The 25,059-nt window shown below is 68.3% G+C and carries 20 protein-coding genes; 3 read left to right on the top strand and 17 right to left on the bottom strand.

Annotated features, from left to right (window positions below):
- Nucleotides 1-83: 83 nt before the first annotated feature.
- The 3 genes from ACGFNK_RS02355 to ACGFNK_RS02365 all read right to left on the bottom strand — a co-directional run bounded on the left by ACGFNK_RS02355 (nucleotide 84) and on the right by ACGFNK_RS02365 (nucleotide 2,794).
- Nucleotides 84-872: a TIGR03936 family radical SAM-associated protein gene (locus ACGFNK_RS02355; protein WP_388671710.1), complete on the bottom strand. Its 789-nt coding sequence runs from the start codon at nucleotides 870-872 to the stop codon at nucleotides 84-86.
- Nucleotides 873-1,039: 167 nt separating this feature from the next.
- On the bottom strand, nucleotides 1,040-2,416 hold the full coding sequence (locus ACGFNK_RS02360; RefSeq protein WP_393411093.1) for a hypothetical protein: 1,377 nt from the start codon (nucleotides 2,414-2,416) through the stop codon (nucleotides 1,040-1,042).
- A gap of 15 nt (nucleotides 2,417-2,431) precedes the next feature.
- The gene (locus ACGFNK_RS02365; RefSeq protein ID WP_393411095.1) at nucleotides 2,432-2,794 is read right to left on the bottom strand and encodes a GNAT family N-acetyltransferase; all 363 of its coding nucleotides are present in this window, start codon (nucleotides 2,792-2,794) and stop codon (nucleotides 2,432-2,434) included.
- A gap of 793 nt (nucleotides 2,795-3,587) precedes the next feature.
- On the opposite strand from ACGFNK_RS02365, the gene ACGFNK_RS02370 reads away from it, so the two are divergent.
- Nucleotides 3,588-5,267, top strand: coding sequence for a SpoIIE family protein phosphatase (locus ACGFNK_RS02370; protein WP_393411097.1), 1,680 nt, complete (start codon nucleotides 3,588-3,590; stop codon nucleotides 5,265-5,267).
- 385 nt (nucleotides 5,268-5,652) lie between these two features.
- Complete coding sequence (locus ACGFNK_RS02375; RefSeq protein WP_393411099.1) at nucleotides 5,653-6,537, top strand: hypothetical protein; 885 nt, start codon at nucleotides 5,653-5,655, stop codon at nucleotides 6,535-6,537.
- A gap of 441 nt (nucleotides 6,538-6,978) precedes the next feature.
- On the opposite strand, the gene ACGFNK_RS02380 is transcribed toward ACGFNK_RS02375, so the two are convergent.
- From ACGFNK_RS02380 to ACGFNK_RS02445, 14 genes are all read right to left on the bottom strand, one after another.
- Nucleotides 6,979-7,119: a hypothetical protein gene (locus ACGFNK_RS02380; protein ID WP_393411101.1), complete on the bottom strand. Its 141-nt coding sequence runs from the start codon at nucleotides 7,117-7,119 to the stop codon at nucleotides 6,979-6,981.
- An 8-nt stretch (nucleotides 7,120-7,127) separates the two neighbouring features.
- On the bottom strand, nucleotides 7,128-7,559 hold the full coding sequence (locus tag ACGFNK_RS02385) for a hypothetical protein (RefSeq protein WP_393411103.1): 432 nt from the start codon (nucleotides 7,557-7,559) through the stop codon (nucleotides 7,128-7,130).
- Nucleotides 7,560-7,919: 360 nt separating this feature from the next.
- Entirely contained in the window at nucleotides 7,920-8,105 is a 186-nt protein-coding gene (locus tag ACGFNK_RS02390; RefSeq protein ID WP_393411105.1) for a hypothetical protein, read from the bottom strand.
- A 1-nt stretch (nucleotide 8,106) separates the two neighbouring features.
- Complete coding sequence (locus ACGFNK_RS02395; protein ID WP_393411107.1) at nucleotides 8,107-10,056, bottom strand: TIGR03960 family B12-binding radical SAM protein; 1,950 nt, start codon at nucleotides 10,054-10,056, stop codon at nucleotides 8,107-8,109.
- A 43-nt stretch (nucleotides 10,057-10,099) separates the two neighbouring features.
- Nucleotides 10,100-11,704: a CHAD domain-containing protein gene (locus tag ACGFNK_RS02400; protein WP_393411109.1), complete on the bottom strand. Its 1,605-nt coding sequence runs from the start codon at nucleotides 11,702-11,704 to the stop codon at nucleotides 10,100-10,102.
- 209 nt (nucleotides 11,705-11,913) lie between these two features.
- Complete coding sequence (gene rodA / locus ACGFNK_RS02405) at nucleotides 11,914-13,113, bottom strand: rod shape-determining protein RodA (protein ID WP_393411111.1); 1,200 nt, start codon at nucleotides 13,111-13,113, stop codon at nucleotides 11,914-11,916.
- The gene (mrdA, locus tag ACGFNK_RS02410; RefSeq protein ID WP_393411113.1) at nucleotides 13,110-15,380 is read right to left on the bottom strand and encodes a penicillin-binding protein 2; all 2,271 of its coding nucleotides are present in this window, start codon (nucleotides 15,378-15,380) and stop codon (nucleotides 13,110-13,112) included. The genes rodA and mrdA overlap by 4 nt, the downstream gene beginning before the upstream one ends.
- A 91-nt stretch (nucleotides 15,381-15,471) precedes the next feature.
- Nucleotides 15,472-16,170, bottom strand: coding sequence for a rod shape-determining protein MreD (gene mreD, locus ACGFNK_RS02415; RefSeq protein ID WP_393411114.1), 699 nt, complete (start codon nucleotides 16,168-16,170; stop codon nucleotides 15,472-15,474).
- 14 nt (nucleotides 16,171-16,184) lie between these two features.
- The gene (gene mreC, locus ACGFNK_RS02420; RefSeq protein WP_393411116.1) at nucleotides 16,185-17,138 is read right to left on the bottom strand and encodes a rod shape-determining protein MreC; all 954 of its coding nucleotides are present in this window, start codon (nucleotides 17,136-17,138) and stop codon (nucleotides 16,185-16,187) included.
- 139 nt (nucleotides 17,139-17,277) lie between these two features.
- Nucleotides 17,278-18,297: a rod shape-determining protein gene (locus ACGFNK_RS02425; RefSeq protein WP_386353526.1), complete on the bottom strand. Its 1,020-nt coding sequence runs from the start codon at nucleotides 18,295-18,297 to the stop codon at nucleotides 17,278-17,280.
- Nucleotides 18,298-18,646: 349 nt separating this feature from the next.
- Nucleotides 18,647-19,060, bottom strand: a complete 414-nt coding sequence (ndk, locus tag ACGFNK_RS02430) for a nucleoside-diphosphate kinase (RefSeq protein ID WP_344396828.1) — start codon at nucleotides 19,058-19,060, stop codon at nucleotides 18,647-18,649.
- Nucleotides 19,061-19,288: 228 nt separating this feature from the next.
- Nucleotides 19,289-19,642 (bottom strand): DUF4233 domain-containing protein, encoded by a 354-nt coding sequence (locus ACGFNK_RS02435; RefSeq protein ID WP_393411118.1) that lies wholly within the window; start codon nucleotides 19,640-19,642, stop codon nucleotides 19,289-19,291.
- 3 nt (nucleotides 19,643-19,645) lie between these two features.
- Nucleotides 19,646-21,154 (bottom strand): bifunctional folylpolyglutamate synthase/dihydrofolate synthase, encoded by a 1,509-nt coding sequence (locus tag ACGFNK_RS02440; RefSeq protein WP_393411120.1) that lies wholly within the window; start codon nucleotides 21,152-21,154, stop codon nucleotides 19,646-19,648.
- 110 nt (nucleotides 21,155-21,264) lie between these two features.
- Entirely contained in the window at nucleotides 21,265-23,889 is a 2,625-nt protein-coding gene (locus ACGFNK_RS02445) for a valine--tRNA ligase (protein WP_393411122.1), read from the bottom strand.
- Nucleotides 23,890-24,024: 135 nt separating this feature from the next.
- Here ACGFNK_RS02445 and ACGFNK_RS02450 point away from each other — a divergent pair, with 135 nt between their 5' ends.
- Nucleotides 24,025-25,017 (top strand): hypothetical protein, encoded by a 993-nt coding sequence (locus ACGFNK_RS02450; RefSeq protein ID WP_393411124.1) that lies wholly within the window; start codon nucleotides 24,025-24,027, stop codon nucleotides 25,015-25,017.
- Nucleotides 25,018-25,059: the final 42 nt, after the last annotated feature.

Consider the following 25,059-nt stretch of genomic DNA (forward strand, 5'->3'; position numbering starts at 1 on the left):
TTGTGGTCGGTGCGCTGCCCGACCCAGGTGGCTCCCGAGTACGAGGGCGGCGCTACGACGTCCGTCCTTACGCGGGACCTTCCTTACGCCGACGCCGTCGCGGCGGCGGTGGCTGCGGCCATGAGTGGGGCGGCTGCCACTGCCTCGCGGTCGGGCGCGAGCGGGTCGGTCACCGTGCCGGTCTCTTCATCGAAAAGCCCCTGCGCCAGCCTGGTCACCGCTGCGGGGACCGGCGGCGCCAGGTCGGCCACAGCTCGGAGACCGGACAGGACGTCGTCGGGTCGTACGGCAGGCGTCACGTGCCGAACAACCAGCCGCAGTATCGCACAGGGCTGGTCGGTCGGCCTATCAGGCTGTGGACTCTGCGTCTCAGGCTCGGCACTCTGCGCCTCCAGGCTCGCGACCGCGGCGCGGGCGTCGAAGGTGCGCATGCCGTTCTTCATCTTGCGCTGGACCTCGACGGTCTCGGCCTTCATGAAGGCGTCGACTGCGCGCTCGGCGTCCGCGAGTGCCACGCCGTCGAGGCGCAGCTCCCAGACGGAGGCCGTGAGCCGGTCGGCGAGTCCCGACGTACGGGCCTCGACCGCGTCGACGATGTCGAGCCCGGCAGGCAACGACTCGTCGAGGAGCGCCCGCAGCTGGTCGGGATCGCGCGCTTCGGTGAGCGCGATCTCCAGGTACTCGGCCTCGCTGCCCGTGCCGGTGGGTGCGGCATTGGCGTACGACACCTTCGGGTGCGGTGTGAACCCCGCCGAGTACGCCATCGGCACCTCGGCACGGCGCAGCGCACGCTCGAAGGCGCGCTGGAAGTCACGGTGGCTGGTGAACCGGAGGCGGCCGCGCTTGGTGTAGCGCAGGCGTACGCGCTGCACCGCGGGTGCGGGCGGCGGGCCTTCGGGCTGTCGCTTGCCCAGTGGTTCTTCTCCTCGCTGTGAGGCGGTACGTGCTGCACCGCCCCGTGGACGTGCGGTGGACCTCGTCGCCCCCGCGTGAGCGGGACTGGCGGCGGATGACGCCTTCCGGCGTCGCCCCGTCCGGATCACCCCCGCCTCGGCGGGGACAGGTCGTCGCGTCCGGACCTACCCTCCAGAGTACGCGCAGGGAGCACCGTGGGTTCCCGGAGTCCCTTGGCCAAGGGCACCGGCTCGGGTTCCGGGGGCGCTCCGAAGAGCATCCGCCGGATGTCGGCCCGGGTCTGCCGAGCGGTCTCGCGAGCGCTGGTCAGGGCCTGCCGGGCGCCGCGCCCCACGCTGCGCGCGGCCTCGGCGGCGGGCCGCCAGATCGCGTCCCGTACGACATGTCCGACGGGCGTGAGCACGCTCTTGTACACCCACCGCACCGGCTCCACGAAGATCCACCGGAAGAGCCGCCCCAGGAACCGCCCCACGGCGAGCGACACATACCCGGCGACCCGCCATGCGTGCCCGATCGCCGTGCCGATCTCGCGCGCGACGACGGCGATCGCCCGACCGACCGGCACGAACACCCAACGCCACAGGGCAACGGCCGGCACGACGAAGACCCACCGCAGCAAGGTCCCGACGACCATCGCAACCCAGGTCACCCCCGCCCAGAGCCCACGCCCGGCCCACGTCACACCGGCCCACAGACCGCCTCCGACCCACGCCAGACCGATCCACACACCGCGAGCAACCCATGCGACACCTGCCCAGACGCCGCGGCACACCCAGGTCACGCCCGCCCACACCCCGCGGCACACCCACGTCACGCCCGCCCACACCCCGCGGCACACCCATGTCACACCGGACCACACGCCCAGGCCGACCCAGGCGATCCCCGCCCACAACCTCAGCGCCACCCACGCCACCCCGGCCGCGACACCCCGCGCCACCCAGGCGATCCCCCACCCGCTCGGCGCGAGCACGCGTGCGTACAGCCACCCCGCCGGAGCGACCACCAGCACCCGCCACAGCCAGGCGCACCCGGTCCCTATCCCCTGCAGCGCCGCCACGATCCCGTGCCCGAGGGGCGTCAGCACCCGTGCGTACAGCCACACGACCGGCACGACGAGCAGCGCATGCCCGAGCCACCCCAGCCCTCGCCCGAGGGGCACGACGACGTACCGCCACAGCCCCACCCAAGGCCACACAAACACCAGCTTGGCCAGCCACCCCAGAACGGTCACAACCGCCCGCCCGACGGGCGCGAGCACCCACATGACCGCCCGCCCCAGCGGCCGGAACACCGTGTCCCTCAGGAAACGCCCGCTCACCACAAGCGCGTCCCACACCATCCGTACGGGCACAACCAGCACGAGCACGACGATCCGCACGGGTATCCGGATCGCGACCACGAGACACCCCTCGGGCGCCGCGTCCTGCTGCGGCCCGGTCGCGGGCTTCATCTCGTACTGCCGCGGTGCGGGCGTCACGGCCGGCGGCTTTTCCAGGTCCATGCCGACGAAGACGCATCAGCACCCCGTACGGATCCAGAACCTCAGCTTCCCGCCCCGCTCGTCCTCGAACTCTCCACCATTGGCCTCGATGACCTTGCGCGAACCGACGTTGGTGGTGTCACAGGTGACGAGCACTCGGTCGAGGCCGACGGCCCGCGCGTACGGCAGGACCTCGCGGAGCATGGCCGTGGCGTGCTCCTCCTCGCGGATCGCGGCCACGTAGCGCACGAAGCCGTCCGGCTCGTGCCAGGTGTCGCCGTACACGGCGAGTTCCCGCTTGAGCGTGTCCCCGAAGTACTCGTCCTCGGCGACGCTCTCCCGCACGGCATCCAGGAAGGAGACACGGAACCTGGAATCAGGGCTGACGAGCTGTGGCATCGCCTCATTGTGCCGCGACGCACGAGGGCCCGGCCACGGCATTTCCGCCGGCGGCCGGGCCCTCGCCTCGTCCTACTTGACCACCGTCAGCGGCAGCAGCTTCTTCCCCGTAGGCCCGACCTGGATGGTCGTGTCCATGGCAGGGCGAGCAACTACGTACAACCACCTCGCCAAGGCATGGCGCCAGCCGTTGCCTCGATCAGCGAAGCCGCCGGACCCAGACCCCTTCCTCGCGAGCTATCAGCCGGGGCATTGAGGACCGTAGGGCTGTGCACTCGGTCACTGAGTGTGGTTGACGGTTGGCGGTGGGCGCGCGGTTGCTGTGCTCCGCGGTCTCCAAGACTCGTCCAGGTCGGTCGGGGCAAGGCCCGATTCGTACGGGTCAGGGCGCCCATCTCGGCGCCCGAGACGAGGCGGTGGGCGCTCCACCATGGCCCACCTGTGCCGCGCGTTCAGCGACCGGCATGGTCCTGGCGGAGGAACGCATTCGCATGCCCGGCCGACGCGGTCTGCCGGGTGGGGTGTCTAGCGCAAGATCCGGAAAGTCAACTAGCATGCGCACGATCCGGCCACAGTCGGGTCGGTCAGGCGATCTTCCCTGGAAGAGCGGGGGCACACTCCGCTGCGAGAACCCCGTTCACCTCTGGGAGGGAATGGTGTCGCAGTCCCGTAGGCTCTCAAGTCGTCCCACTGGCTGGTTTCCATCGGCCACCCACCACGGTGCGTGGCCCATCCGGTTGAGAACCGTTAGCCCCTCGGAGGGCAGTAGTTCACGCCGCGGCAGGGAGATCTAGTGAAAGACGTCGGGTCGGTGCGTACTGCCGTATTCCGGGAAGACGAGTCCAATCCCGGCGACTTCCAGGCCAGCGCGAGCATCGTGCAGGCGGGATTCTTCTCCTGGGAGATCGCCACAGGCGAGGTGAGCTGCGATCCGATCACCCTCGCGCTGCACGGCATGCCCGAGAACGGCCCCTCGGACATCTCGAGCTTCCTGGCCGCGGTACACGAGTCCGATCTGGCCGATGTGCGCGATGCCTTGGGACTGATAGCGCAATCCTGCGGCAACTACCAGATCGAGTACCGCGTCACCTCCGACGGCGGCCAGCTCCGGTCCCTGGAAGCCCGGGGCCGCGTCCTGCCCGGCGCCGACGGGCTGCCGGCCCGTATGGTCGGAGTGGTCATGGACACCACGGCCGTCCATGAACGCCACGAGGCGGAGAAGCGGCGGTTGTACGAGCGCGCCACCCGTGACCGCTGGATGCGGGAGCTGACCGCGGCCCTGGCCGCCGCGGTGACGGTCAAGGACATCATGGCCGCTACACAGGCAGGATTGCGTACCTTCGGAGCGGACGCGCTGGCGGTGATCGCCCCGGAGGGGAACCGGTTGACCGTCGTCGCCTCGTGCGCCGAGGACGAGCAGGGTGAGGACTCCCTGCGAGTCCTCGACGCCGCGGCCCGCACACTCGTGGAGGAGTCACTCGACCGCAGGGGGCCCGTTCTCATCGGCTCCGCGGACGCACTGATCACCGCTTATCCGCATCTGGCACCGCTCGCGCAGTCGACCTCACAGGCGTGGGCGGCACTGCCGCTCACGGACTCACATGGCCGTGTCAGTTCCTGCCTCGCCAGTTTCCCCGAGCCTCAGGAATTCCTGCCCGAGGAGCGGGCCCTCCTGGTCGCCACCATGGGACTGCTCGCCCAGTCACTGGAGCGGGCTGGCATGTACGAGTCGGAACACGCACTCGCCACCGAGCTCCAGCGTGGCATGCTGCCGCGCGGGCCGCTCACGGCGCCGGGTGTCACCATCGCCGCCCGCTACCAGGCCGCCACCTCCGGCATGTGGATCGGTGGCGACTGGTACGACGCCATCAGCCTGCCCGACGGCGGCGTGGCTCTGGTCATAGGAGATGTGCAGGGACACAGCGTGCACGCCGCGTCTCTCATGGGGCGGCTGCGTACCGCCGTGCATGCCTACGCGAACGAAGGACACCCGCCCGCGGCCGTCCTGGAACGCACCAACCGCCTGCTGGCCGAGCTGAACACCGACCCGGACAGGGCCCTGTTCGCCACATGCTGTTACCTAGCACTCAACCCCTCCGACGGAACGCTCCAGGTCTGCCGGGCGGGTCATCCGGCCCCAGCGCTGATCACGCCCCGCAAGCCGCCGCGCCTCCTGGAGGTCCCCGGCGGTCTCCCCCTGGGGATCGACCGAGAGCAGCGGTACCCGACCACCCGCCTGCGCATCGCTCCCGGCAGCGTGCTCGCGCTGACCACCGACGGCCTGCTCGAGGCCGTGAACAAGGACATCGACCAGGGCTACGAGAGGTTTCTCCGGGGTCTGCGAGGCGCTCCCACGGCGGACCTGGAGACCGTTGTCGACGACCTCCTCGCCGGTACGCAGAAGGCTCACGGCCTGGGCGACGACGTCGCTCTGCTCCTGGCTCGTCTGAACCGGCCCGTCCGCCGCCGCTGACCCGGTCCTGACCCGGCCTGTTCACAACAGGCTTGGATCGCTGGGTACTTGCATCAGCGGCCGACCGAATTCGCCCGGTCTGTGATGCTGCCCCGCGCAGGGCAATGAGCGCCGAAGAAACGAGACCTCTGTCGAACGCCGTCTGCAGGCAGGGTAATTTACGTCGGTGGCTGGAACTGTCCGGTCATACTCCATGCGTGCCTTGGGCATGCCGCATCGGCAACGTCGCTGGATGTCGCGAATGGCAGAGATTTACCGAGAAGCGAGCTGACGTATGGACAATTTCCGGATTCCGGACCTCTACATACCCGTACCGGCAGCGCTCAATCCGGAACTCCAGGAGGCCACGGCGGCCGCTGACGCGTGGCTGGACGAGTTCGGTCTGGTGCCCACCGAGGAGGCACGTCAGCATGTGCAACGCACTCGTGTGGACCGGCTCACCGCGTGGTTGTGCCCGAACGCCTCACGGGAAGCGCTGACGCTGATCACCCAGTGGAACGCATGGCTGTTCCAGTTGGACGACCAGTTCGACGACGACCCGGTGCGCGGTTACCAGCCAGCGCGGTGGCGGGAGGCGTTCGGGCCGCTGTTCGCCGTCTTCGACGGAACCGTTACGGCTGGGCGACTGACGCGTTCCCTGGCCGATCTGTGGCGCCGTACGACGGCTGTCCGTTCTTCCATATGGCAGCGAAGATTTGTCCCGCACCTGTTGTGGTATTTCGACAGCTATCGGGCCGAGATGATTCATCGAGAGGAAGGGCGCGTACCTGGCCTGCAGCAATATCTCACCCACCGCCGCGCATCGTTCGCGTTCGACGCCGTCCTGGACCTGATGGAAATCGGTACCGGTGTGGACCTGTCCGACCAACTGCACGCGAACCCGGCCTTCGCGGACATGCGGGAGGCGGTGATCTACGCGAATGCCTGCATCAACGACCTCTACTCGCTGCCCAAGGAACTCGCGCATGACTATGCGTTCAATGCCGTCACGGTGATCGGCCATCATCACCGGTGCAGCCTCCAGGAGGCGGCGGAGCGAGTGGCCGTAATGCAGGCCGGATACGTCCAGCGCATCCTCGATCTCGAGCAGGTCCTGCCCGGGCGGCTGACGCGTTCCGGCCTCGCCGACGATGTCGTCGACGACGCGCTGCGCTGTGTCAGAGACTTCCACGCGCTCACCGCTGGGAACATCGCTTGGTCGAAGGAGACCGGGCGCTATGCGGAGATCGAGGCCAAACCGACCTATCTGGCGGATCTGTTCACTCCGTAGGCCCCGGCCATCGCCCAAGTGCGCCGCAGCCCGCGGCCGTCGCCGCGGCCGTGGCCGGGAAACGCCCCAGCGCTGCCCTGTGTCAGAACGCGCCGACGAACGCCATCCCGACTCCCGCACGGGAGGCTGCCGCCGCCTGGTCGGTACGTCCACCCGCTCCAGCGCGGCGACAACCTCGTCCTCGGTCACCCCGCCGGCGCACCGACGACGCGCCGCAACGCCTCACTCACGTCAGTGAGCGTGTCCGCTGGTCGCAGCCGCACCGTTCTTGACCGTCAGCGGCAGCAGCTTCCTGCCCGTCGGGCCGATCTGAATGGTCGTGTCCATGGCCCCAGCACCGCGAAAGCCGTCGAGCGTGGGCCGCCGCATGCCAACGGTGCTCCCGTCATGGGGCGGGTCAGACGTGCTACGGGCGACGCTTGGACCAATCGGGAGACACGTTCACCGTGCCGCCATCCCCCGGACTTCGGGCGCCGCCGCCCGGAACAGCACCGCAAGGAGCAGCCAGGTCAGCAGTCCGAATACGAGCGCTCCGCTCGCCCCGAAGTTCGGGAATCGCTCATCGACGTTTGTCGTGATCACGTACGACGTCACGAGCCAGCCAAGCGCCCAGGCAGGCGGGTTCGCAATCCCCACCACAACGCGCCAGGGATTCGGCGTCGTGCGAGCACCAGCGCCTGCAACGCCCCTACACCGACGCCGGTCACGGCACCGATGAGGACGACGTCTCCTCGATCGATTCCATAGTCGGCCAGAGCCGCTCCTGCGGCCAGGCCCACGGCCATTCCCACACTCGTCGCCGGGATCCAGAGCCAGGAGACCCACTGCCGCAAAGCGAACCACTCCGCCGCTCCGATGATTGCGCCCGCGATGAGACCAGCAGCGAGCGCAGCTCCCACGGAATCGACTCCGTCAACGACGAGGTCTGCGACAAGTCCCCCGATTGGGAAGCCGACCAGGATCGCCACCGGCCAAAGCCACATACCGCGCGCGGTACTCGTCCAGTCGCCCTGAGCATCCATGATCCTGCCTCCTCTCTCTGTAATCAGTCTCCGCCTTCGGGGCGGAACGCACCTCCCGGTTCGTATGGCCAGCCCAAGTGGACAGCGCGGATCGCGCGCACGACCCTGATATTGGGCGATCTCGATGCGGCCGTGCTGGCGCAGGGACTTCTCGCCAGGGAGGCGGCTCGCATCGCGGCATCAGCGGGGCGCCCGCTTGCCGCTCGATCGCGGCTAGCTGGCAGGTCAGCGCAGCTGCCTCCCCTGCCGCCACCGCGGGGAAAATCCGCCTTCTCGCTGACGGCGTGCGGACTGCGCCAGAGTTCTTTCGGGACTCAGACGACAACCACCGAGTACAGCTCTCTCCCAGGCCGCCAAGCCTCAGACCCACTCCACCTCGGAATGGACACTCGTCGAGCCCCCAGGGGGCGGCAGGGGCGTTCTCGGCGCCTCCCGCACGATCCGCTCCCGCCCACGCTGGGCCCCGAGCGCCTTGAGGACGGCAGCCGCCTCTTCCTCGCTGCCGTCCCCCAGGGCCTCTACGATGCGCCGCAGCGCCTCACTCACCTCAGTGCCCGTGCCCGCTGGTCGCAGCGTTCTTGACCGTCAGCGGCAGCAGCTTCTTCCCGCTGTTACTTACTTGTGGCCAAGTGTCCATCTGCGGGCACACGCCACAATCGAAGCACGGCGTCCAGCGGCAGTCCTCGACCTCCGTCTCGTCGAGGGCGTCCTGCCAGTCCTCCCAGAGCCAGTCCTTGTCGAGGCCGGAGTCGAGGTGGTCCCAGGGGAGAACCTCCTCGTACGTACGCTCGCGAGTGGTGTACCAGTCGACGTCCACGCCGTACGCGGGCAGCGTTTTGTCGGCGCACTGCATCCAGCGGTCGTACGAGAAGTGCTCACGCCAGCCGTCGAAGCGGCCGCCGTCCTCGTAGACGGCACGGATGACGGCGCCGATGCGGCGGTCGCCACGCGAGAGCAGGCCTTCGACGATGCCGGGCTTGCCGTCGTGGTAGCGGAAGCCGATGGAGCGGCCGTACTTCTTGTCGCCGCGGATCTTGTCGCGGAGCTTCTCGAGACGGGCGTCCGTCTCCTCGGCCGAGAGCTGCGGGGCCCACTGGAAGGGGGTGTGGGGCTTGGGGACGAAGCCGCCGATCGACACCGTGCAGCGGATGTCGTTCTGGCCCGAGACCTCGCGGCCCTTCTGGATCACGCGCGTCGCCATGTCGGCGATCTGCATGACGTCGTCGTCGGTCTCCGTCGGCAGGCCGCACATGAAGTAGAGCTTCACCTGGCGCCAGCCGTTGCCGTAGGCGGTGGCGACCGTGCGGATCAGGTCCTCCTCCGAGACCATCTTGTTGATGACCTTGCGGATGCGTTCCGAACCGCCTTCGGGCGCGAAGGTCAGGCCCGACCTGCGGCCGTTACGAGTGAGCTCGTTCGCCAGGTCGATGTTGAAGGCGTCGACCCGGGTGGACGGCAGCGACAGGCCGACCTTGTCCTCCTCGTACCGGTCCGCCAGGCCCTTCGCGATGTCGCCGATCTCGGAGTGGTCCGCGGAGGACAGGGAGAGAAGGCCGACCTCCTCGAAGCCGGTCGCCTTCAGGCCCTTGTCGACCATCTCGCCGATACCCGTGATCGAGCGCTCGCGCACCGGGCGCGTGATCATGCCCGCCTGGCAGAAGCGGCAGCCGCGCGTACAGCCGCGGAAGATCTCCACCGACATACGCTCATGGACCGTCTCCGCCAGAGGCACCAGCGGCTGCTTCGGGTACGGCCACTCGTCCAGGTCCATGACGGTGTGCTTGGACACCCGCCACGGGACACCGGACTTGTTCGGTACGACCCGTCCGATGCGGCCGTCCGGCAGGTACTCCACGTCGTAGAACGCCGGGATGTAGACGTTGCCGGTCTTCGCGAGGCGGAACAGGACCTCCTCGCGGCCGCCCGGCCGCCCCTCCGCCTTCCAGGCGCGGATGATCTCCGTCATGTCGAGCACGGCCTGCTCACCGTCGCCGATGATCGCCGCGTCGAGGAAGTCGGCAATCGGCTCGGGGTTGAAGGCGGCGTGGCCTCCGGCGAGCACGATCGGGTCGTCGAGACCCCGGTCCTTCGACTCCAGCGGGATGCCCGCGAGGTCCAGGGCCGTCAGCATGTTCGTGTAGCCGAGCTCCGTGGAGAAGCTGAGCCCGAGCACGTCGAACGCGCGAACCGGGCGGTGGCTGTCCACCGTGAACTGCGGGACGCCGTGCTCCCGCATCAGCTCCTCGAGGTCCGGCCACACGCTGTACGTGCGCTCGGCGAGCACGCCCTCGCGCTCGTTGAGCACCTCATAGAGGATCTGCACGCCCTGGTTGGGCAGTCCGACCTCGTACGCGTCGGGGTACATGAGCGCCCAGCGGACGTCGGAGCTGTCCCAATCCTTGACGGTGGAGTTGAGCTCACCGCCTACGTACTGGATCGGCTTCTGCACATGCGGCAGCAGGGCCTCGAGCTGTGGGAAGACCGACTCGACAGACATCGTGGTGGGGACCTTCGTGAGCTGACAGGGGTGACCCTCAAGACTAACGCGTCCCCACGAGCCCCCCGGCCGCGGCGAAAATCGTCGTCCAGGCTTCCGGCAGTGCCCGCTCGACGTCCGCCGCGCGCTGCTCCTCCCTGCCGTAGAGCACCCCGTATGTGAAGGAACTCTCGCCCGCCGCGTGGGCCTGGGTGGCGAGGTCGCGCAGCGAGAGGCGGGTCATCACGCTGTCCTGGTGGTCGCCGAGGAGGCCCTGGAGGGACTTCATCGATCTGACCAGGTCGACGGCGGGTTCGCTGAGCGCCTTGGTGGCTGCCTCCGCCGCGTACCGCGTGCGCTTGGCCTTCTTGCGGGCCTCGTGGATCGCGAGGTCGCGGTCCGTGCCGGGAGGTGCGTCGATGGCCTGGACCACCAGGGCGGACAGCTTCGCGAAGTCGCTGCGGACGGCCTTGCCGATCACCCTGTCGGGCGGGCCCGCGGCGGCCTTGAGGAGCGGCGGTTCGGCGACCAGGGAGTCGAGGGTGGCAAGCAGGTCCAGGTACCGCTTTCCGTCCAGTACCGCGATCAGCCGGCGGCGCGAACCACCGCGCCGGGCGTGCGCCCAGGTGCGCAGGCGGGTGCGGACAGGGCCCGCGAACAGGGTGCGCGGCAGTTCGTCGAGAGCCGCCGTCAGCCGCTCGGTCAGCACCTCCTGGTCGCGGTCGACTCCCAACTCCCCTGCCAGCCACTTGAGTTCATCGCCGATCGGGTCGGTGACGGCCCGGTCCAGGACCTTCCCGTACGAGCGGAAGCTGCTGCGCAGCCGGCGGGTGGCGACGCGCATCCGGTGCACGGAGTCGTATACGTCGCGCCGTACGGCCGGGTCGAGTTCGACGATCGCGTCGCGTTGGGCGCGTACGTACGCGAGGACGTGGTCGCCCGCGGTGGGCGGCTCGGGCTCCGCGGTCACGACAACCTTGGGCTTCTTCCGACCCCCCTGCTTGGTCTGCTTGGTCTTCCCGGTCTCGGCCTGTTTCCCGGTCTCCGCCTGTTTCCCGGTCTCCGCCTGTTTCCCGGTCTCGGCCAGCGCTCTGGCCAGTTTGGAGGCGGACTTGGAGCGGCTGATCCCGGCCTTGCGGAGCTTCTTCTCGACCTTGTCGAGGAAGGCGGGATCGCCGTCGTCGGCCAGCTCCACCTCGATCTCGGTCCAGTCGGTGCTTCCGTCGCCGCCGCTGAGCCGCTCGGCGTGTACGCGGTCGACGCTGACCTCGGCGAGCAGACCGCCGGAGGCGTCGACGAGGTGGCGGACGTCGCGCGCGGACTGGAGCCGTACAAGGGCGAGCAGTTCGGCGTCGCGCACCCGGGAGCGGACGAGTCCGGCGAGACTGCGGGGCAGGGCGTCGGACAACGGGGCGCGGATCTCGTCGCGTACGCCGTCGGAGACCGGCAGCTTCAGATGCCAGCCCGCGTCATCGCCTCCGGTACGGCGGCGCAGCGTGATGGACGCCTCGGCGAGCCGCTGGTCGGCCGTGTCGTAGTACGTCGCGTCGAGTTCGGCGAGACCCTTGTCTATGACGCTCGCGACGCCGCTGACGCCGCTCAGATCGGGAAGCCCAGCACTCTCACCGGCTTCGTACTTACGCTCGATCTCCCGCTTTGTGTCCGCCATGGACTGAATCTAGTCACGATTCCGCATCGGGGGCAGCCCTCAAAGGGCATGCACTCGACATCTGAGACACATTTAACGTTCTTCCAGACGTTACTTCGCGCTTCCGACGACACCCCTGCCAACGCACTCGCCCCGCGCCCCTTCAGGGCGCGGGGCTGTGACAAGCCACGACGAACCCCCAGCTTCGAACGGCCCCTCCAGCGGAGCGCCTACGCCGACATCGGCCGCTGCACCCGGATCGACTGCAACAACCCCACAGCCACCCACACCGCGAACATCGACGACCCCCCGTACGACACGAAGGGCAGCGGCAGTCCGGCCACCGGCATGATCCCCAGCGTCATGCCCACGTTCTCGAAGGACTGGAACCCGAACCAGGCGATGATCCCGGCGGCGACGATCGTGCCGTACAGCTCGGTCGTCTCGCGAGCGATACGGCAGGCGCGCCACAGGACGATGCCCAGCAGCAGGATGATCAAGCCGGCGCCGATGAAGCCCAACTCCTCGCCCGCGACCGTGAAGACGAAGTCCGTCTGCTGTTCGGGGACGAACTGGCCGGTCGTCTGCGAGCCGTTGCCCAGCCCGGTACCGAACAGTCCGCCCGAACCGATCGCGATGCGGGCCTGGTTGGTGTTGTAGCCGACGCCGGCCGGATCGAGCTCGGGGTTGGCGAAGGCGGCGAAGCGGTTGATCTGGTACTCGTCGAGGACCCCGAGCTGCCAGACCGCGATCGCGCCCGCGGCACCCGTGCCCATGAGGCCGAACACCCAGCGGTTGGAGGCGCCGGAGGCGAGCAGTACGCCGAGCACGATGATCACCATCACCATGACCGAGCCGAGGTCGGGCATGAGCAGGACGATCAGTATCGGCACGGTGGCCAGGCCCAGGGACTGCAGGACCGTGCGATGGTCGGGGTGGGGCTTGTCACCTGCGTCGACCCGCGCAGCCAGCAGCATCGCCATACCGAGGATGATCGTGATCTTCACGAACTCCGAGGGCTGCAGCGAGAATCCGCCGGGCAGCTTGATCCACGCGTGCGAGCCGTTGATCGTGGCGCCGAGCGGGGTCAGCACCAGCAGGATCAGGAACACCGAGATGCCGTACAGGATCGGCACGGCCCCACGCAGCGTGCGGTGGCCCAGCCAGACGGTGCCGATCATCAGGGCGAAGCCGATGCCCGTGTTGAGCAGGTGCCGGAACAGGAAGTAGTACGGGTCGCCCTGGTTGAGCTCGGTGCGGTTGCGGGTCGCCGAGTAGACGAGGGCCGCGCCGATCAACGAGAGGGCGATGGCCGAGAGCAGTATCGGCCAGTCGAGGCGGCGCGCCAGCGAGTCGCGGGCGAGCAGCCGTGCCCAGGTGGAGCGTTGGGGCCCGTAGCCGGAGACGGAGAAGCCGTTCGCGCCGGTCATGTGGTGCTCCTCCGCCTCTTCCTGCGGCGGCCGGTGCCCCGTCGGGCATCGCGCCGTCGGGTGTCGCGGTTGGTGCCGGTGTTCGGCGAGGGCACCGTGGCGGCCGGATCGTCGCCGGTCGCCGCCTGCTGGCTCTCGGCCTCCTGCTCCTCCTGCGGCACATACTTCCCGATCTTCGGGGCGTCGATCGAACCGTCCGGCTGAATCTTCGGCAGGCTCTTCTGCGGCTCGGGCAGCAGGGCCTTCTTCTTGTCGATCTCGCCGTCGTCGGAGACGCCGTACAGCGCGTCGTAGATGTTGCGCACGGCGGGGCCGGAGGCGCCGGAGCCCGTACCACCTTGGGAGATGGTCATGACGACGGTGTAGTCCTCGGTGTACGTGGTGAACCATGAGGTGGTCTGCTTGCCGTAGACCTCGGCGGTACCCGTCTTGGCGTGCATCGGGATCTTGTCCTGCGGCCAGCCGACATCGGCGAAGCGCCAGGCGGCCGTACCGCGGGTGGCGACTCCCTCGAGGGCTTCGTCTATCGCGCCGAGCGTCTGCTTCGACATCGGCAGCTTGCCGTGCGACTTCGGGGCGATCTCCTGGATGCTCCTGCCGTCGGCGCTGACGATCGCTTTGCCGACGGTCGGGTCGTACATGGTGCCGCCGTTGGAGATCGCCGAGTAGATGGTGGCCATCTGGATCGGCGTGACGAGGGTGTCGCCCTGGCCGATGGAGTAGTTGACGGAGTCACCGGCGCGCAGCCTGTTGCCTTCGAGGCAGTTCTCGTACGCGATGCGCTCGGCGTAGTCGCCGCTCTTCTTGCCGGTCTTGCACCAGGAGTCCTTGTTGGCCTTCCAGTAGGCCTGCTTCCACTGGCGGTCCGGGACACGCCCTGTGACCTCGTTCGGGAGGTCGATGCCCGTCTCCTTGCCGAGGCCGAACTGGTGGGCCGTCTTGTAGAACCAGTCGTTGGCGTTCTTCTTCGGCTTGGTGCCGCCGTCCCGCTTCCACTCCTCGTGCGAGAGCCGGTAGAAGACGGTGTCGCAGGAGACCTCGAGCGCGCGGCCCAGCGAGATCGGGCCGTACCCCTTGGACTCGAAGTTCTTGAAGACCTGGCTGCCGATGTTGTACGAGCTGGAGCACTGGTACGGGCCGTCGAAGGGGTAGCCGGCCTTGATCGCGGCGGCCGTCGGGATGACCTTGAAGACGGAGCCGGGGGCGGACTGGCCCTGGATCGCCCTGTTCAGCAGTGGGTAGTTGGACTTCTTGCCGGTGAGCTTCGCGTAGTCCTTGGCGGAGATGCCGCCGACCCAGGCGTTCGGGTCGTACGCCGGGTTGGACGCCATGGAGACGATGCGGCCCGTCTTGGACTCCATCACCACCACGGCGCCGGAGTCCGCCTTGTAGTTTTCGCCGGTGTTCTTGTCGAACTCCTTGCGGGCGTCCTTCATCGCTTTGTTCAGCTCGTACTCGGCGACGCGCTGGACGCGGGCGTCGATGCTGGTGACGAGGTTGGCGCCGGGCTCGGCCGGGTCGCTCTGGGCCTCGCCCATGACGCGGCCGAGGTTGTCGACCTCGTAGCGGGTGACACCGGCTTTGCCGCGCAGTTGCTGGTCGTACTGGCGCTCCAGGCCGGAGCGGCCGACCATGTCGGAGCGCAGGTACGGGGAGTTGGTGTCCTCGGCCTTGGTGATCTCCTCGTCCGTGACGGGCGAGAGATAGCCGAGCACCTGCGCGGTGTTGGCGTCGCCGGGGCTCGCGTAGCGGCGCACGGCCTGGGGTTCGGCGGTGATGCCGGGGAAGTCCTCGGAGCGTTCACGGATCTGGAGGGCCTGCTTGGCGGTGGCCTCGTCGGTGATGGGGATCGGCTGGTAGGGCGAGCCGTTCCAGCAGGGCTGCGGCGTCTTGGAGTCGCACAGCCGCACCTTCTCCATGACGTCCTTGGGCTTCAGGCCGAGGACACCGGCGAGCTTGGTGAGCACCGCCTCGCCGTCGTCCTTCATCTTCAGCAGATCGGTACGCGAGGCGGAGACCACGAGCCGCGTCTCGTTGTCGGCGATCGGCACACCGCGCGCGTCGAGAATCGACCCGCGCACGGCCGGGCTCACGACCTGCTGAACGTGGTTCCCGGACGCTTCCTTGGCGTAGGCATCACCTTCGCGGATCTGGAGATACCAGAGGCGTCCGCCGAGGGTGGCGAGGAGGGAGAAGACGAGAATCTGGATGACGACTAGCCGAATCTGGACGCGTGGGGTCCGCCCGGTCTCGGGGATGTTGGTCACTGCTGCCTCCCCCTCTCAGTGCGTGTATGTGTCATATACGACAGACCTGTGAGACCACCGATGTGAGAAGGACCCGCCAACTTCCGTGCGCTCACAGCCGCTTGACCCCCTTGATGCGTCCGGCCCGGGCCACGCGGTTCTTCACGGACTTCATGCGGAGCCCGCCCGCGGCCTTCGTACGGAGCCCGCCCCGCTGACCGCCGAGGCGCAGCCCCGTGCCGCCGGAGGAGGACAGCCAGCCGGAGGAGACGTCGCTCACCTTGGCGGAGGTGGTCTCGGCGAGTGGGTCGTTGTCGGCGCGGCGCGCCAGCGCCATGATCCCGGGCACCACGAAGGGCGCGAGCAGCAGGTCGTACAACGCGGCCGTGAACAGCAGACTGCCCAGGCCCACATGACGCGCGGCGGTGTCACCGACGAGGGCCCCGACTCCCGCGTACAGGAGCGTGGATCCGATCGCCGAGGCGACGACCACGACCATGGGGCCGGTGGCGGATCTGATCTGGCCTTTGTCGGGCTTGGCGAGACCCGCGAGGTAGCCGATGACGCACAGCACGAGCGCATAGCGCCCGGCGGCGTGGTCAGCGGGTGGCGCGAGGTCGGCGAGCAGTCCGGCGCCGAAGCCGACGAGGGCGCCGCCGACATGGCCGTACACCAGAGCGAGGCCGAGGACGGTGAGCATCAGCAAGTCCGGTACGGCGCCGGGGAGTTGGAGGCGGGCGAGGACGGTCACCTGGACCACCAGGGCGACGATCACCAGGGTGGCGGAGAGCAGCATTCGGTTGAAGCGCATACGGGGTTCAGCTCCTACTGCTCTTGCTGCTCTTGGGACAGGCCGTCGGCGGGCGCCCCGGCCGAGGGGGTGACCGTCACGGTCACCGTCGGCCTGGGGGTCGGCTTGGGTTTGGGCGGCAGCACCTGGTCGCGCGGGTCCCTGGGCGGGGCCTGGGTGACCACGCCGACCACGTCGAGCTTGCTGAAACCGACGTACGGCTCGACGTAGATGGTGCGGGTCAGATCGCCGCCGGAGGGGTCGACGCGGGAGACGACACCGACGGGGACACCGGGCACGAACGGCTTGTCGGCCTGGGAGCCGAAGGTGACGAGACGGTCCCCCTTCTTGATCTTGGCCTTGCCGTTGAGCATCTCCACGCGCAGCGGCCGGTCGCCCTGGCCGGAGGCGAAGCCGAGTTCGTCGGTGGACTCCATGCGCGCGCCGACCGTGAAGTCCGGGTCGCTGGCGAGGAGCACGGTGGCGGTGTTCGGCCCGACGGTGGTCACTCTGCCGACCAGTCCGTCGCCGTTGAGGACGGTCATGTCGCGCTGGATGCCGTCGTTCGCGCCGACGTCGATGGTGACCGTCCAGGAGAAGCCCTGGGCCGCTCCTATCGCGATGACCTCGGCCCCCTTGATGCCGTACTGCCCGGCACCCGCCGTCTTGAGGATCTTGTCGAGCTGCTTCAGTCGGCTGCGGTTACGGTCGTCGCTGCCCAGCTCCGCCTTCAACGCGGCGTTGTCCCGCTCCAGTTGGGCGATACGGTCGTGCCGGTCGCCGGAGTCGCGGACCGCTGCGATCGCGTTGCCGACGGGGTCGACCGCGGAGGACACCCCGTTCTCGATCGGGCCGAAGACCGTGGCGGCGGCCGAGCGGGCCCCGTCGACGGGCGAGTCCTCGCCACCGCGGATGTCCACCGTGATCAAAGCGAACGCGATGGCGATCAGCAGCACCAGAAGCAGCCGGCTCTCTCGTGTGTCCCTCACGTGCGGCGGCCGTGCCTTCCTCGTCGGATTCGTGTGGGGCTCCCCTCGGCCGGGGCGCTATGGGGGAGCTTATGCCTCTATATCAACGCTCCGCCGCACGAGAAGAGCTCGTCTCGTACGGCGGAATCGAAGAGTTACGTCATCTGCGGGGCTGGGCGTCCAGCACCTGCTGAAGCGCCTCGAACTCCTCTACGCACTTGCCGGAACCGAGCGCCACACTGTCCAGCGGATCCTCGGCAATGTGGATCGGCATACCGGTCTCGCGCCGCAGCCGCTCGTCGAGCCCGCGCAGCAACGCGCCGCCGCCGGTGAGCACGATCCCGCGGTCCATGACGTCGCCGGAGAGCTCCGGAGGACACTTGTCGAGGGTCGTCTTGACCGCGTCGACGATCGCGTTGACCGGCTCCTCGATGGCCTTGCGCACTTCGGCGGCGGAGATGACGACGGTCTTCGGCAGGCCGGAGACCAGGTCCCGGCCGCGGATTTCGGTGTGCTCGTCAGCGTCGAGGTCGTACGCCGAGCCGATGGTGATCTTGATCTGCTCGGCCGTCCGCTCACCAAGAAGCAGGCTGTACTCCTTCTTGATGTGCTGGATGATCGCGTTGTCCAGTTCGTCGCCCGCGACGCGGATGGACTGTGCCGTGACGATTCCGCCGAGCGAGATGACCGCGACCTCGGTGGTGCCGCCGCCGATGTCCACCACCATGTTGCCCGTGGCCTCGTGGACCGGCAGTCCGGAGCCGATGGCCGCGGCCATCGGCTCCTCGATGATGTGCACCTGGCGGGCGCCGGCCTGCGAGGAAGCCTCGATGACGGCGCGCCGCTCAACGCCCGTGATCCCGGAGGGCACACAGACGACAACACGAGGACGGGCGAGATACCGCCGCTTGTGGATCTTCAGAATGAAGTAGCGGAGCATCCGCTCGGTGATCTCGAAGTCGGCGATGACACCGTCCTTCAGCGGACGCACGGCGACGATGTTGCCGGGAGTCCGACCGATCATCTTCTTCGCTTCGGAACCGACCGCGAGGATGCCACCGGTGTTGGTGTTGATCGCGACGACGGACGGCTCGTTGAGTACGATCCCTCGACCCCTGACGTACACCAGCGTGTTGGCGGTCCCGAGGTCGACAGCCATGTCACGGCCGATGAACGACATTGAGTTCCCCATCAGGATTCGTCTGGCCTTCCCAAGTGGAGCTTTTGATGGCTTGTTAGGTCGGCGAGGGTGAGCGCTGTGACGTGAAGGCTTCCATCGTAGTCTCGCCTGCACCGAACACCGCGCGAGGGTCTTCGCCATTGTCAGCAGATGATGTGCCGCCTCGCTTGTGGAGACGAGCCAATGGAGGCATGCGTTCCCCCGATCGCCACGCATATGCCAGGCCCCGCCGCTTTTTTGCGGCAGGCCCTGGTCAGATACGGCTCAGGGTTGACGCATCGTCAGAAAATCTTCGCGTAGGCCGGGTGGGTGGGTCGTGTCGCGGACGGACGCGGTCGGGTGCCGGCGATCAAGCCAGTCCGGGGAAGAAGATCTTCATCTCGCGCTCGGCGGACTCCTCGGAGTCCGAGGCATGGATCAGGTTCTCGCGGACGATCACACCGAAGTCGCCGCGAATGGAACCGGGAGCCGCCGCGATGGGATCTGTCGGCCCCGCGAGCGCACGCACACCCTCGATGACCCGCTCCCCCTCGACGACCAGAGCGACAACGGGCCCGGAGGCCATGAAATCGACCAACGGCTCGTAGAAGGGCTTGCCCTTGTGCTCGCCGTAGTGGAGCTCCAGGGTCTCCTGATCCAGGTTCCGCAGCTCCAGCGCGGTGATCTGCCAGCCGGCCTTGCGCTCAATACGGCTGATGATCTCGCCGGTCAGGCCACGACGAACAGCATCGGGCTTGAGAAGGACGAGGGTGCGCTGGCTCACGTGGTGACTCCTTTGGCAACAGGTGTACGGATTCACAGAGATTACAGGGAGCTGGGCCCCTTCAGGGGCGCGGGACAGTGTCCATGTGCGGCTCCGCCGCGTGGGCGCGACCAGCCACGACGGACCTGCAGCCGACTTACGAACCTGCTCCTGCTCATGGGGGGCCTGGGAGGCGCAGCCCCCCAGTTTCGGGAAGGGGCGGGGCTGGGGAAAAGCCCGCCCAGGCGACTACGCCGGCTTACTCTCCGCCTCAGCCTGCGCAGCAAACCGCGCCTTGGCCTCGTCCACCTTCCGCCCATAGTGCACCGAAGCCCACCACAGCGCCGCGAAGATCGCCCCCATGAAGAACATCGTCGGCACGACAAACCCGGACGCGATCAACGCAATCTGCAGCGCCCACCCCAGCTGAACACCCCCCGGCCGCGTCACCACACCACACAGCAGCAGACACAGCAGCATCGCAACGCCACTCACCGTCCACACCGTGGTCATGGACAGATCGGGATCCTTCATCGCGACCAGCCCGGCAAAGCCGATGACGAAGAACTCACCGATCAGCGTCGAAGCACAGAGCGTACGCACAGCTCAGCCCCTCCCCAACAGCAGCCGGGCCTCACCCACGGTGATCACGGAACCCGTGACGAGAACGCCCCCACCCGCATACTCACCCTCCTCCTCGGCAAGGGTGATCGCGGCCTCCAGAGCGTCATCGAGCCGCGGCTCCACCTGAACCCGCTCCTCACCGAACACCTCCACGGCCAGCGCGGCCAGCGCATCCGCGTCCATCGCCCGATGGCTGGAGTTCTGCGTGATCACCACCTCGGCGAAGATCGGCTCGAAGGCCTCCAGCAGACCTCGTACGTTCTTGTCGCCGCTCATACCGACGACCCCGATCAGCCGGCTGAAGTCGAAGACCTCGCTGACACCCTCGGCCGTCGCCCGGGCACCCGCCGGATTGTGCGCGGCATCCAGCACCACGGTCGGCGACCGCCGCACGACCTCCATCCGCCCCGGCGCGGCAACCGCCGCGAACGCCTTGCGCACGGTGTCGATGTCCAGCCGATCGGCCCGCGCCGCGCCCACACCGAAGAACGCCTCCACCGCGGCGAGCGCGACGGCCGCGTTGTGCGCCTGGTACGCGCCGTGCACCGGCAGGAACACCTCCTCGTACTCCCCGCCGAGCCCGCGCAGGGTCAACAGCTGTCCGCCGACAGCCAGTTGACGCGATACGACGCCGAACTCCAGCCCCTCCCGGGCGACCGTCGCATCGACCTCGACGGCCTTCTTCAACATCACCTGCGCCGCATCGACCGGCTGCTGCGCCAGAACCACGGTCGCGCCCTGCTTGACGATGCCGGCCTTCTCGGTGGCGATCTCGCCGGGCGTGGTGCCCAGCCGGTCCGTGTGGTCCAGATCGATGGGGGTCACCACGGCGACATCACCGTCGATCACATTCGTGGCGTCCCAGCTGCCGCCCATGCCCACCTCGACGACGGCCACATCGACCGGCGCGTCCGCGAACGCCGCGTATGCCATCCCCGTCAGCACCTCGAAGAAGGACAGCCGGAACTCCTGCCGGCCGTCCACCATCTCGATGTACGGCTGAATGTCCCGGTACGTCTCCACGAACCGCTCGGCGTCCATGGGCGCGCCGTCGAGGCTGATCCGCTCGGTGATCGACTGGACGTGCGGCGAGGTGTACCGCCCGGTGCGCAGCTCGAAGGCGCCGAGCAGCGCCTCGATCATGCGGGCCGTGGACGTCTTGCCGTTCGTCCCCGTGATGTGGATCGAGGGGTACGAACGCTGCGGCTCCCCCAGTACGTCCATCAGCGCGGCGATCCGCGTGATCGACGGCTCGAGCTTCGTCTCACCCCACCGCGTGGCCAACTCGGCCTCGACCTCACGCAACGCCTTGTCGACCTCGGGATCGGCCGGACGCGTGGGGATGTCGGCCTCCGGCGGACCGCCCTGCGCGCGCAGGGTACGGCTGCCGGCCTCGATCACCGCGAGATCGGGGTCGCGCTCCGTCTCCGCGTCGACGATCTCGTCGAAGGGGTCGGGCTCGCTGCTGTGGTCTGGGGGGAGCTCACTCACGGGGCCAGTCTACGGAGCCCGACCGACATGGGCCCGGGTGCCCGCCGCCGGGCCGGCAAATGGCGCCCGAAGCCTGCCGGCTCCGGGCGCCCTCCACCACGTAACACCACCTAGCCCTGCGGCAACCGCTCCAACTGCGCCTGAATCCGCGCGATGTCTTCCCCCGCCTTGGCCAGCCTCGTACGGATCTTGTCCACCACCTGCTCCGGAGCCTTCGCGAGGAACGCCTCGTTGCCCAGCTTCGCCTCGGCCTGCTGGCGCTCCTTCTGTGCGGCGGCGAGATCCTTCGCGAGCCGCTTCCGCTCCGCGGCCACATCGATCGTGCCGGAGAGATCCAGCGCGACCTGCGCGCCCGCGACAGGCAGCGTCGCCGTGGCCGCGAAGCCCTCGCCCTCCGGCTGGAGGCGCAGCAGCTGGCGGATGGCCGCCTCGTGCGGCGCCAGGGCGGTCCCGTCGAGGGTGAGCCGGGCCGGGACGCGCTGGCCGGGCTGGAGCCCCTGGTCGGCACGGAACCGGCGGACCTCCGTGATGACCTGCTGAAGCGTCTCGATCCCCCGCTCGGCCGCCGTGTCACGGAACCCGGAGTCGGCCGGCCAGTCCGCGATCACGACGGACTCGCCGCCCGTGAGGGTGGTCCACAGCGTCTCCGTGACGAACGGAACGATCGGGTGCAGCAGCCGCAGCGTGACGTCCAGGACCTCGCCGAGGACGCGCTTGCTGACGTCGGCCGCGGCGCCGCCCGCGTTGAACGTCGTCTTGGACAGCTCGACGTACCAGTCGAAGACTTCGTCCCAGGCGAAGTGGAAAAGGGCGTCCGACAGCTTGGCGAACTGATAGTCCTCGTAGAGGGCGTCGACCTCCGCGACCGTCGCGTTCAGCCGGGACAGGATCCAGCGGTCGGTGGCCGACAACTGCTCGGCAGGTGGCAGTTCGCCCTCGATCGTGGCGCCGTTCATCAGCGCGAAGCGCGTGGCGTTCCAGATCTTGTTGGCGAAGTTGCGCGAACCCTGGACCCAGTCCTCGCCGATCGGCACGTCCACACCCGGGTTGGCGCCGCGCGCGAGCGTGAAACGCAGGGCGTCGGAGCCGTACTTGTCCATCCAGTCCAGCGGGTTGACCGCGTTGCCGAAGGACTTCGACATCTTCTTGCCGAACTGGTCGCGGACCATCCCATGCAGGGCGATGGTGTGGAACGGCGGGGTGCCGTCCATCGCGTACAGGCCGAACATCATCATCCGGGCGACCCAGAAGAAGAGGATGTCGTAGCCGGTGACCAGGACGGAGTTCGGGTAGAACTTCGCGAGGCTCTCGGTCTGTTCGGGCCAGCCGAGCGTTGAGAACGGCCACAAGCCGGAGGAGAACCAGGTGTCGAGGACGTCGGTGTCCTGTGTCCAGCCCTCGCCGGTCGGGGCCTCGTCATCGGGGCCGACGCACACGACCTCGCCGTCCGGCCCGTACCAGACCGGGATGCGATGGCCCCACCACAACTGCCGCGAGATGCACCAGTCGTGGAGGTTGTCGACCCAGTCGAAGTACCGCTTCTCCATGTCCTGCGGGTGGATCTTGACCCGGCCGTCGCGGACCGCGTCACCGGCGGCCTTGGCGAGCGGGCCGACCTTGACCCACCACTGCATGGACAGCCGTGGCTCGATGGTGGTCTTGCAGCGCGAGCAGTGCCCCACGGAGTGGACGTACGGCCGCTTCTCGGCGACGATCCGGCCCTCTGCGCGCAGGGCGGCGACGATCGCGGAGCGGGCCTCAAGCCGGTCCTGGCCCTGGAAGGGGCCGTGTGCGGTGATGACGGCGTGCTCGTCCATGATCGTGATGGCCGGAAGGTTGTGCCGCTGGCCGATCTCGAAGTCGTTCGGGTCATGTGCCGGGGTGACCTTGACGGCGCCCGTGCCGAACTCGGGGTCGACGTGCTCGTCCGCGACGACCGGGATGGAACGGTCGGTCAGCGGCAGTTTGATGAGCTTGCCGACGAGGTGTTTGTACCGCTCGTCGCCGGGGTGGACGGCAACCGCCGTGTCACCGAGCATGGTCTCGGCACGGGTGGTGGCGACAACGATCGTGTCGTCCCCCTCGCCATACTTCATGGAGACGAGCTCGCCGTCGTCGTCCTGGTACTCGACCTCGATGTCCGAGATGGCGGTGAGACAGCGGGGACACCAGTTGATGATGCGCTCGGCGCGGTAGATCAGCTCGTCGTCGTACAGCCTCTTGAAGATGGTCTGAACGGCCTCCGAGAGCCCCTCGTCCATGGTGAAGCGCTCACGCGACCAGGCAACGCCGTCACCGAGCCGCTTCATCTGCCCGGAGATCTGCCCACCGGACTCGGCCTTCCACTGCCAGACTCGCTCGACGAAGGCCTCGCGCCCCAGGTCGTGACGGGACTTGCCCTCCTTGCCCAGCTCACGCTCGACGACGTTCTGCGTGGCGATACCGGCGTGGTCCATGCCGGGCTGCCACAGCGTCTCGTACCCCTGCATGCGCTTGCGGCGTGTGAGGGCGTCGATGAGCGTGTGCTCGAAGGCGTGGCCCAGGTGCAGGCTGCCCGTGACATTCGGCGGCGGGATGACAACGGTGTACGGCGGCTTCTCGCTCTTCGCGTCCGCCTCGAAGTAACCCCGCTCCACCCAGCGCTCGTACAGCTTCCCCTCTACCTCGGCCGGCGCGTACTGGGTCGGCAGTTCGGGAGTGTTGGCTGGCGGCTGCTGCTGAGCGTTGTCGGTCACGGGGTCAGTTTAGAGGTGTCACGGGTCCGTCCTGAAACTCCATTGTTCGGTAACGGTGAGGCCCCCCGCGCTCCGCACGAACGTTCCTTACGTCAAGATATTCGGATCGCGTAAGTATCTGGAGGGGAACCCAGAATGAGCTACAACCAGCCGGGCCCGTACGACGGGCAGCCCCAGCAGCCGGGACCGTACGGTCAGCCAGGCCCGTACGGCCAGCAGCCGCAGGCCCCGCAGCCCGGCTACGGTCAGCAACCGCAGACCCCTCAGCCCGGCTATGGCTACCCGCAGCAGGCTCCTCCGCAGCAGCCCGGCTATGGGTACCCCCAGCAGACTCCTCCCGGTGCTCCCCAGCAGCCCGGTTACGGCCAGCAGCCGCCGTACGGCCAGCAGCCACCGCCCTACGGCATGCCGCAGCCGCCCGCTCCCGGCGGCGGCAAGAAGAAGACCGGGATCGTCATCGGCGCGGTGGCGGTCGTGGCCGCGATCGCGGTGGGCGCGTACTTCGTGATCGGCGGGGGCGGCGGCGGTTCCTCGGACGTCGCGGACGACGGCCCGCACAAGCTGACGACCCCGGCGACGGTGCTCACCGAGTACAAGAAGAGCGAGAGCGACGACCTCGGCGGCGGCTTCAGCAAGGACGACCTCAAGGACGCGGAGAAGCACGGCGTCAAGAACGCCAAGGACGTCAACGCCGGGTACCAGGCCGGGGACGAGGAGACCAATCCGTTCGGGATGAAGATGCTCAGCTTCATGGGCGTCTACGGAGAGGTCGAGGACCCGGAGGCGGCCGTCGACGCCATGTTCGCGGAACTCAAGAAGAACGCCACCGAGGAGCCGGATCAGGGCGAGGTCGTCGGCAGCCCGAAGAGCTACGAGTCCAGCGGTCTGGACGGCGCAATCCTGAAGTGCCAGGAGACCAAGATCAAGAACGACGATGCCTCGACGGACAACCCGGCCGGCGGGCCCTCGGAGTTGAGCATGCCGGTGTGCATCTGGGGCGACCTCAGCACCCTCGGCGTCATCATCCCCATCGACCTGGCCGACGCCATGTCCGGCAAGGCCGCCAACCTCCAGGACTCCGCCGACCTCACGGCGAAGTTCCGCAAGGAAGTCCGCGTCAAGATCTGACCGGCGCAGCATCAGAGAAAGCAACAGGGAAGGGGCCCCGGT

It is taken from the genome of Streptomyces sp. NPDC048825, from assembly GCF_043198355.1.
GTDB classification, from domain to species: domain Bacteria; phylum Actinomycetota; class Actinomycetes; order Streptomycetales; family Streptomycetaceae; genus Streptomyces; species Streptomyces xiangluensis.

What these genes read in the sequence shown, in the direction of transcription:
- ACGFNK_RS02360 (WP_393411093.1), bottom strand. Translation starts at nt 2,416, where the DNA reads ATGGACCTGGAAAAGCCGCCGGCCGTGACGCCCGCACCGCGGCAGTAC.
- ACGFNK_RS02365 (WP_393411095.1), bottom strand. Translation starts at nt 2,794, where the DNA reads ATGCCACAGCTCGTCAGCCCTGATTCCAGGTTCCGTGTCTCCTTCCTG.
- ACGFNK_RS02385 (WP_393411103.1), bottom strand. Translation starts at nt 7,559, where the DNA reads ATGGATGCTCAGGGCGACTGGACGAGTACCGCGCGCGGTATGTGGCTT.
- ACGFNK_RS02395 (WP_393411107.1), bottom strand. Translation starts at nt 10,056, where the DNA reads ATGTCTGTCGAGTCGGTCTTCCCACAGCTCGAGGCCCTGCTGCCGCAT.
- ACGFNK_RS02400 (WP_393411109.1), bottom strand. Translation starts at nt 11,704, where the DNA reads ATGGCGGACACAAAGCGGGAGATCGAGCGTAAGTACGAAGCCGGTGAG.
- rodA (WP_393411111.1), bottom strand. Translation starts at nt 13,113, where the DNA reads ATGACCGGCGCGAACGGCTTCTCCGTCTCCGGCTACGGGCCCCAACGC.
- mreD (WP_393411114.1), bottom strand. Translation starts at nt 16,170, where the DNA reads ATGCGCTTCAACCGAATGCTGCTCTCCGCCACCCTGGTGATCGTCGCC.
- ACGFNK_RS02425 (WP_386353526.1), bottom strand. Translation starts at nt 18,297, where the DNA reads ATGTCGTTCATCGGCCGTGACATGGCTGTCGACCTCGGGACCGCCAAC.
- ACGFNK_RS02450 (WP_393411124.1), top strand. Translation starts at nt 24,025, where the DNA reads ATGAGCTACAACCAGCCGGGCCCGTACGACGGGCAGCCCCAGCAGCCG.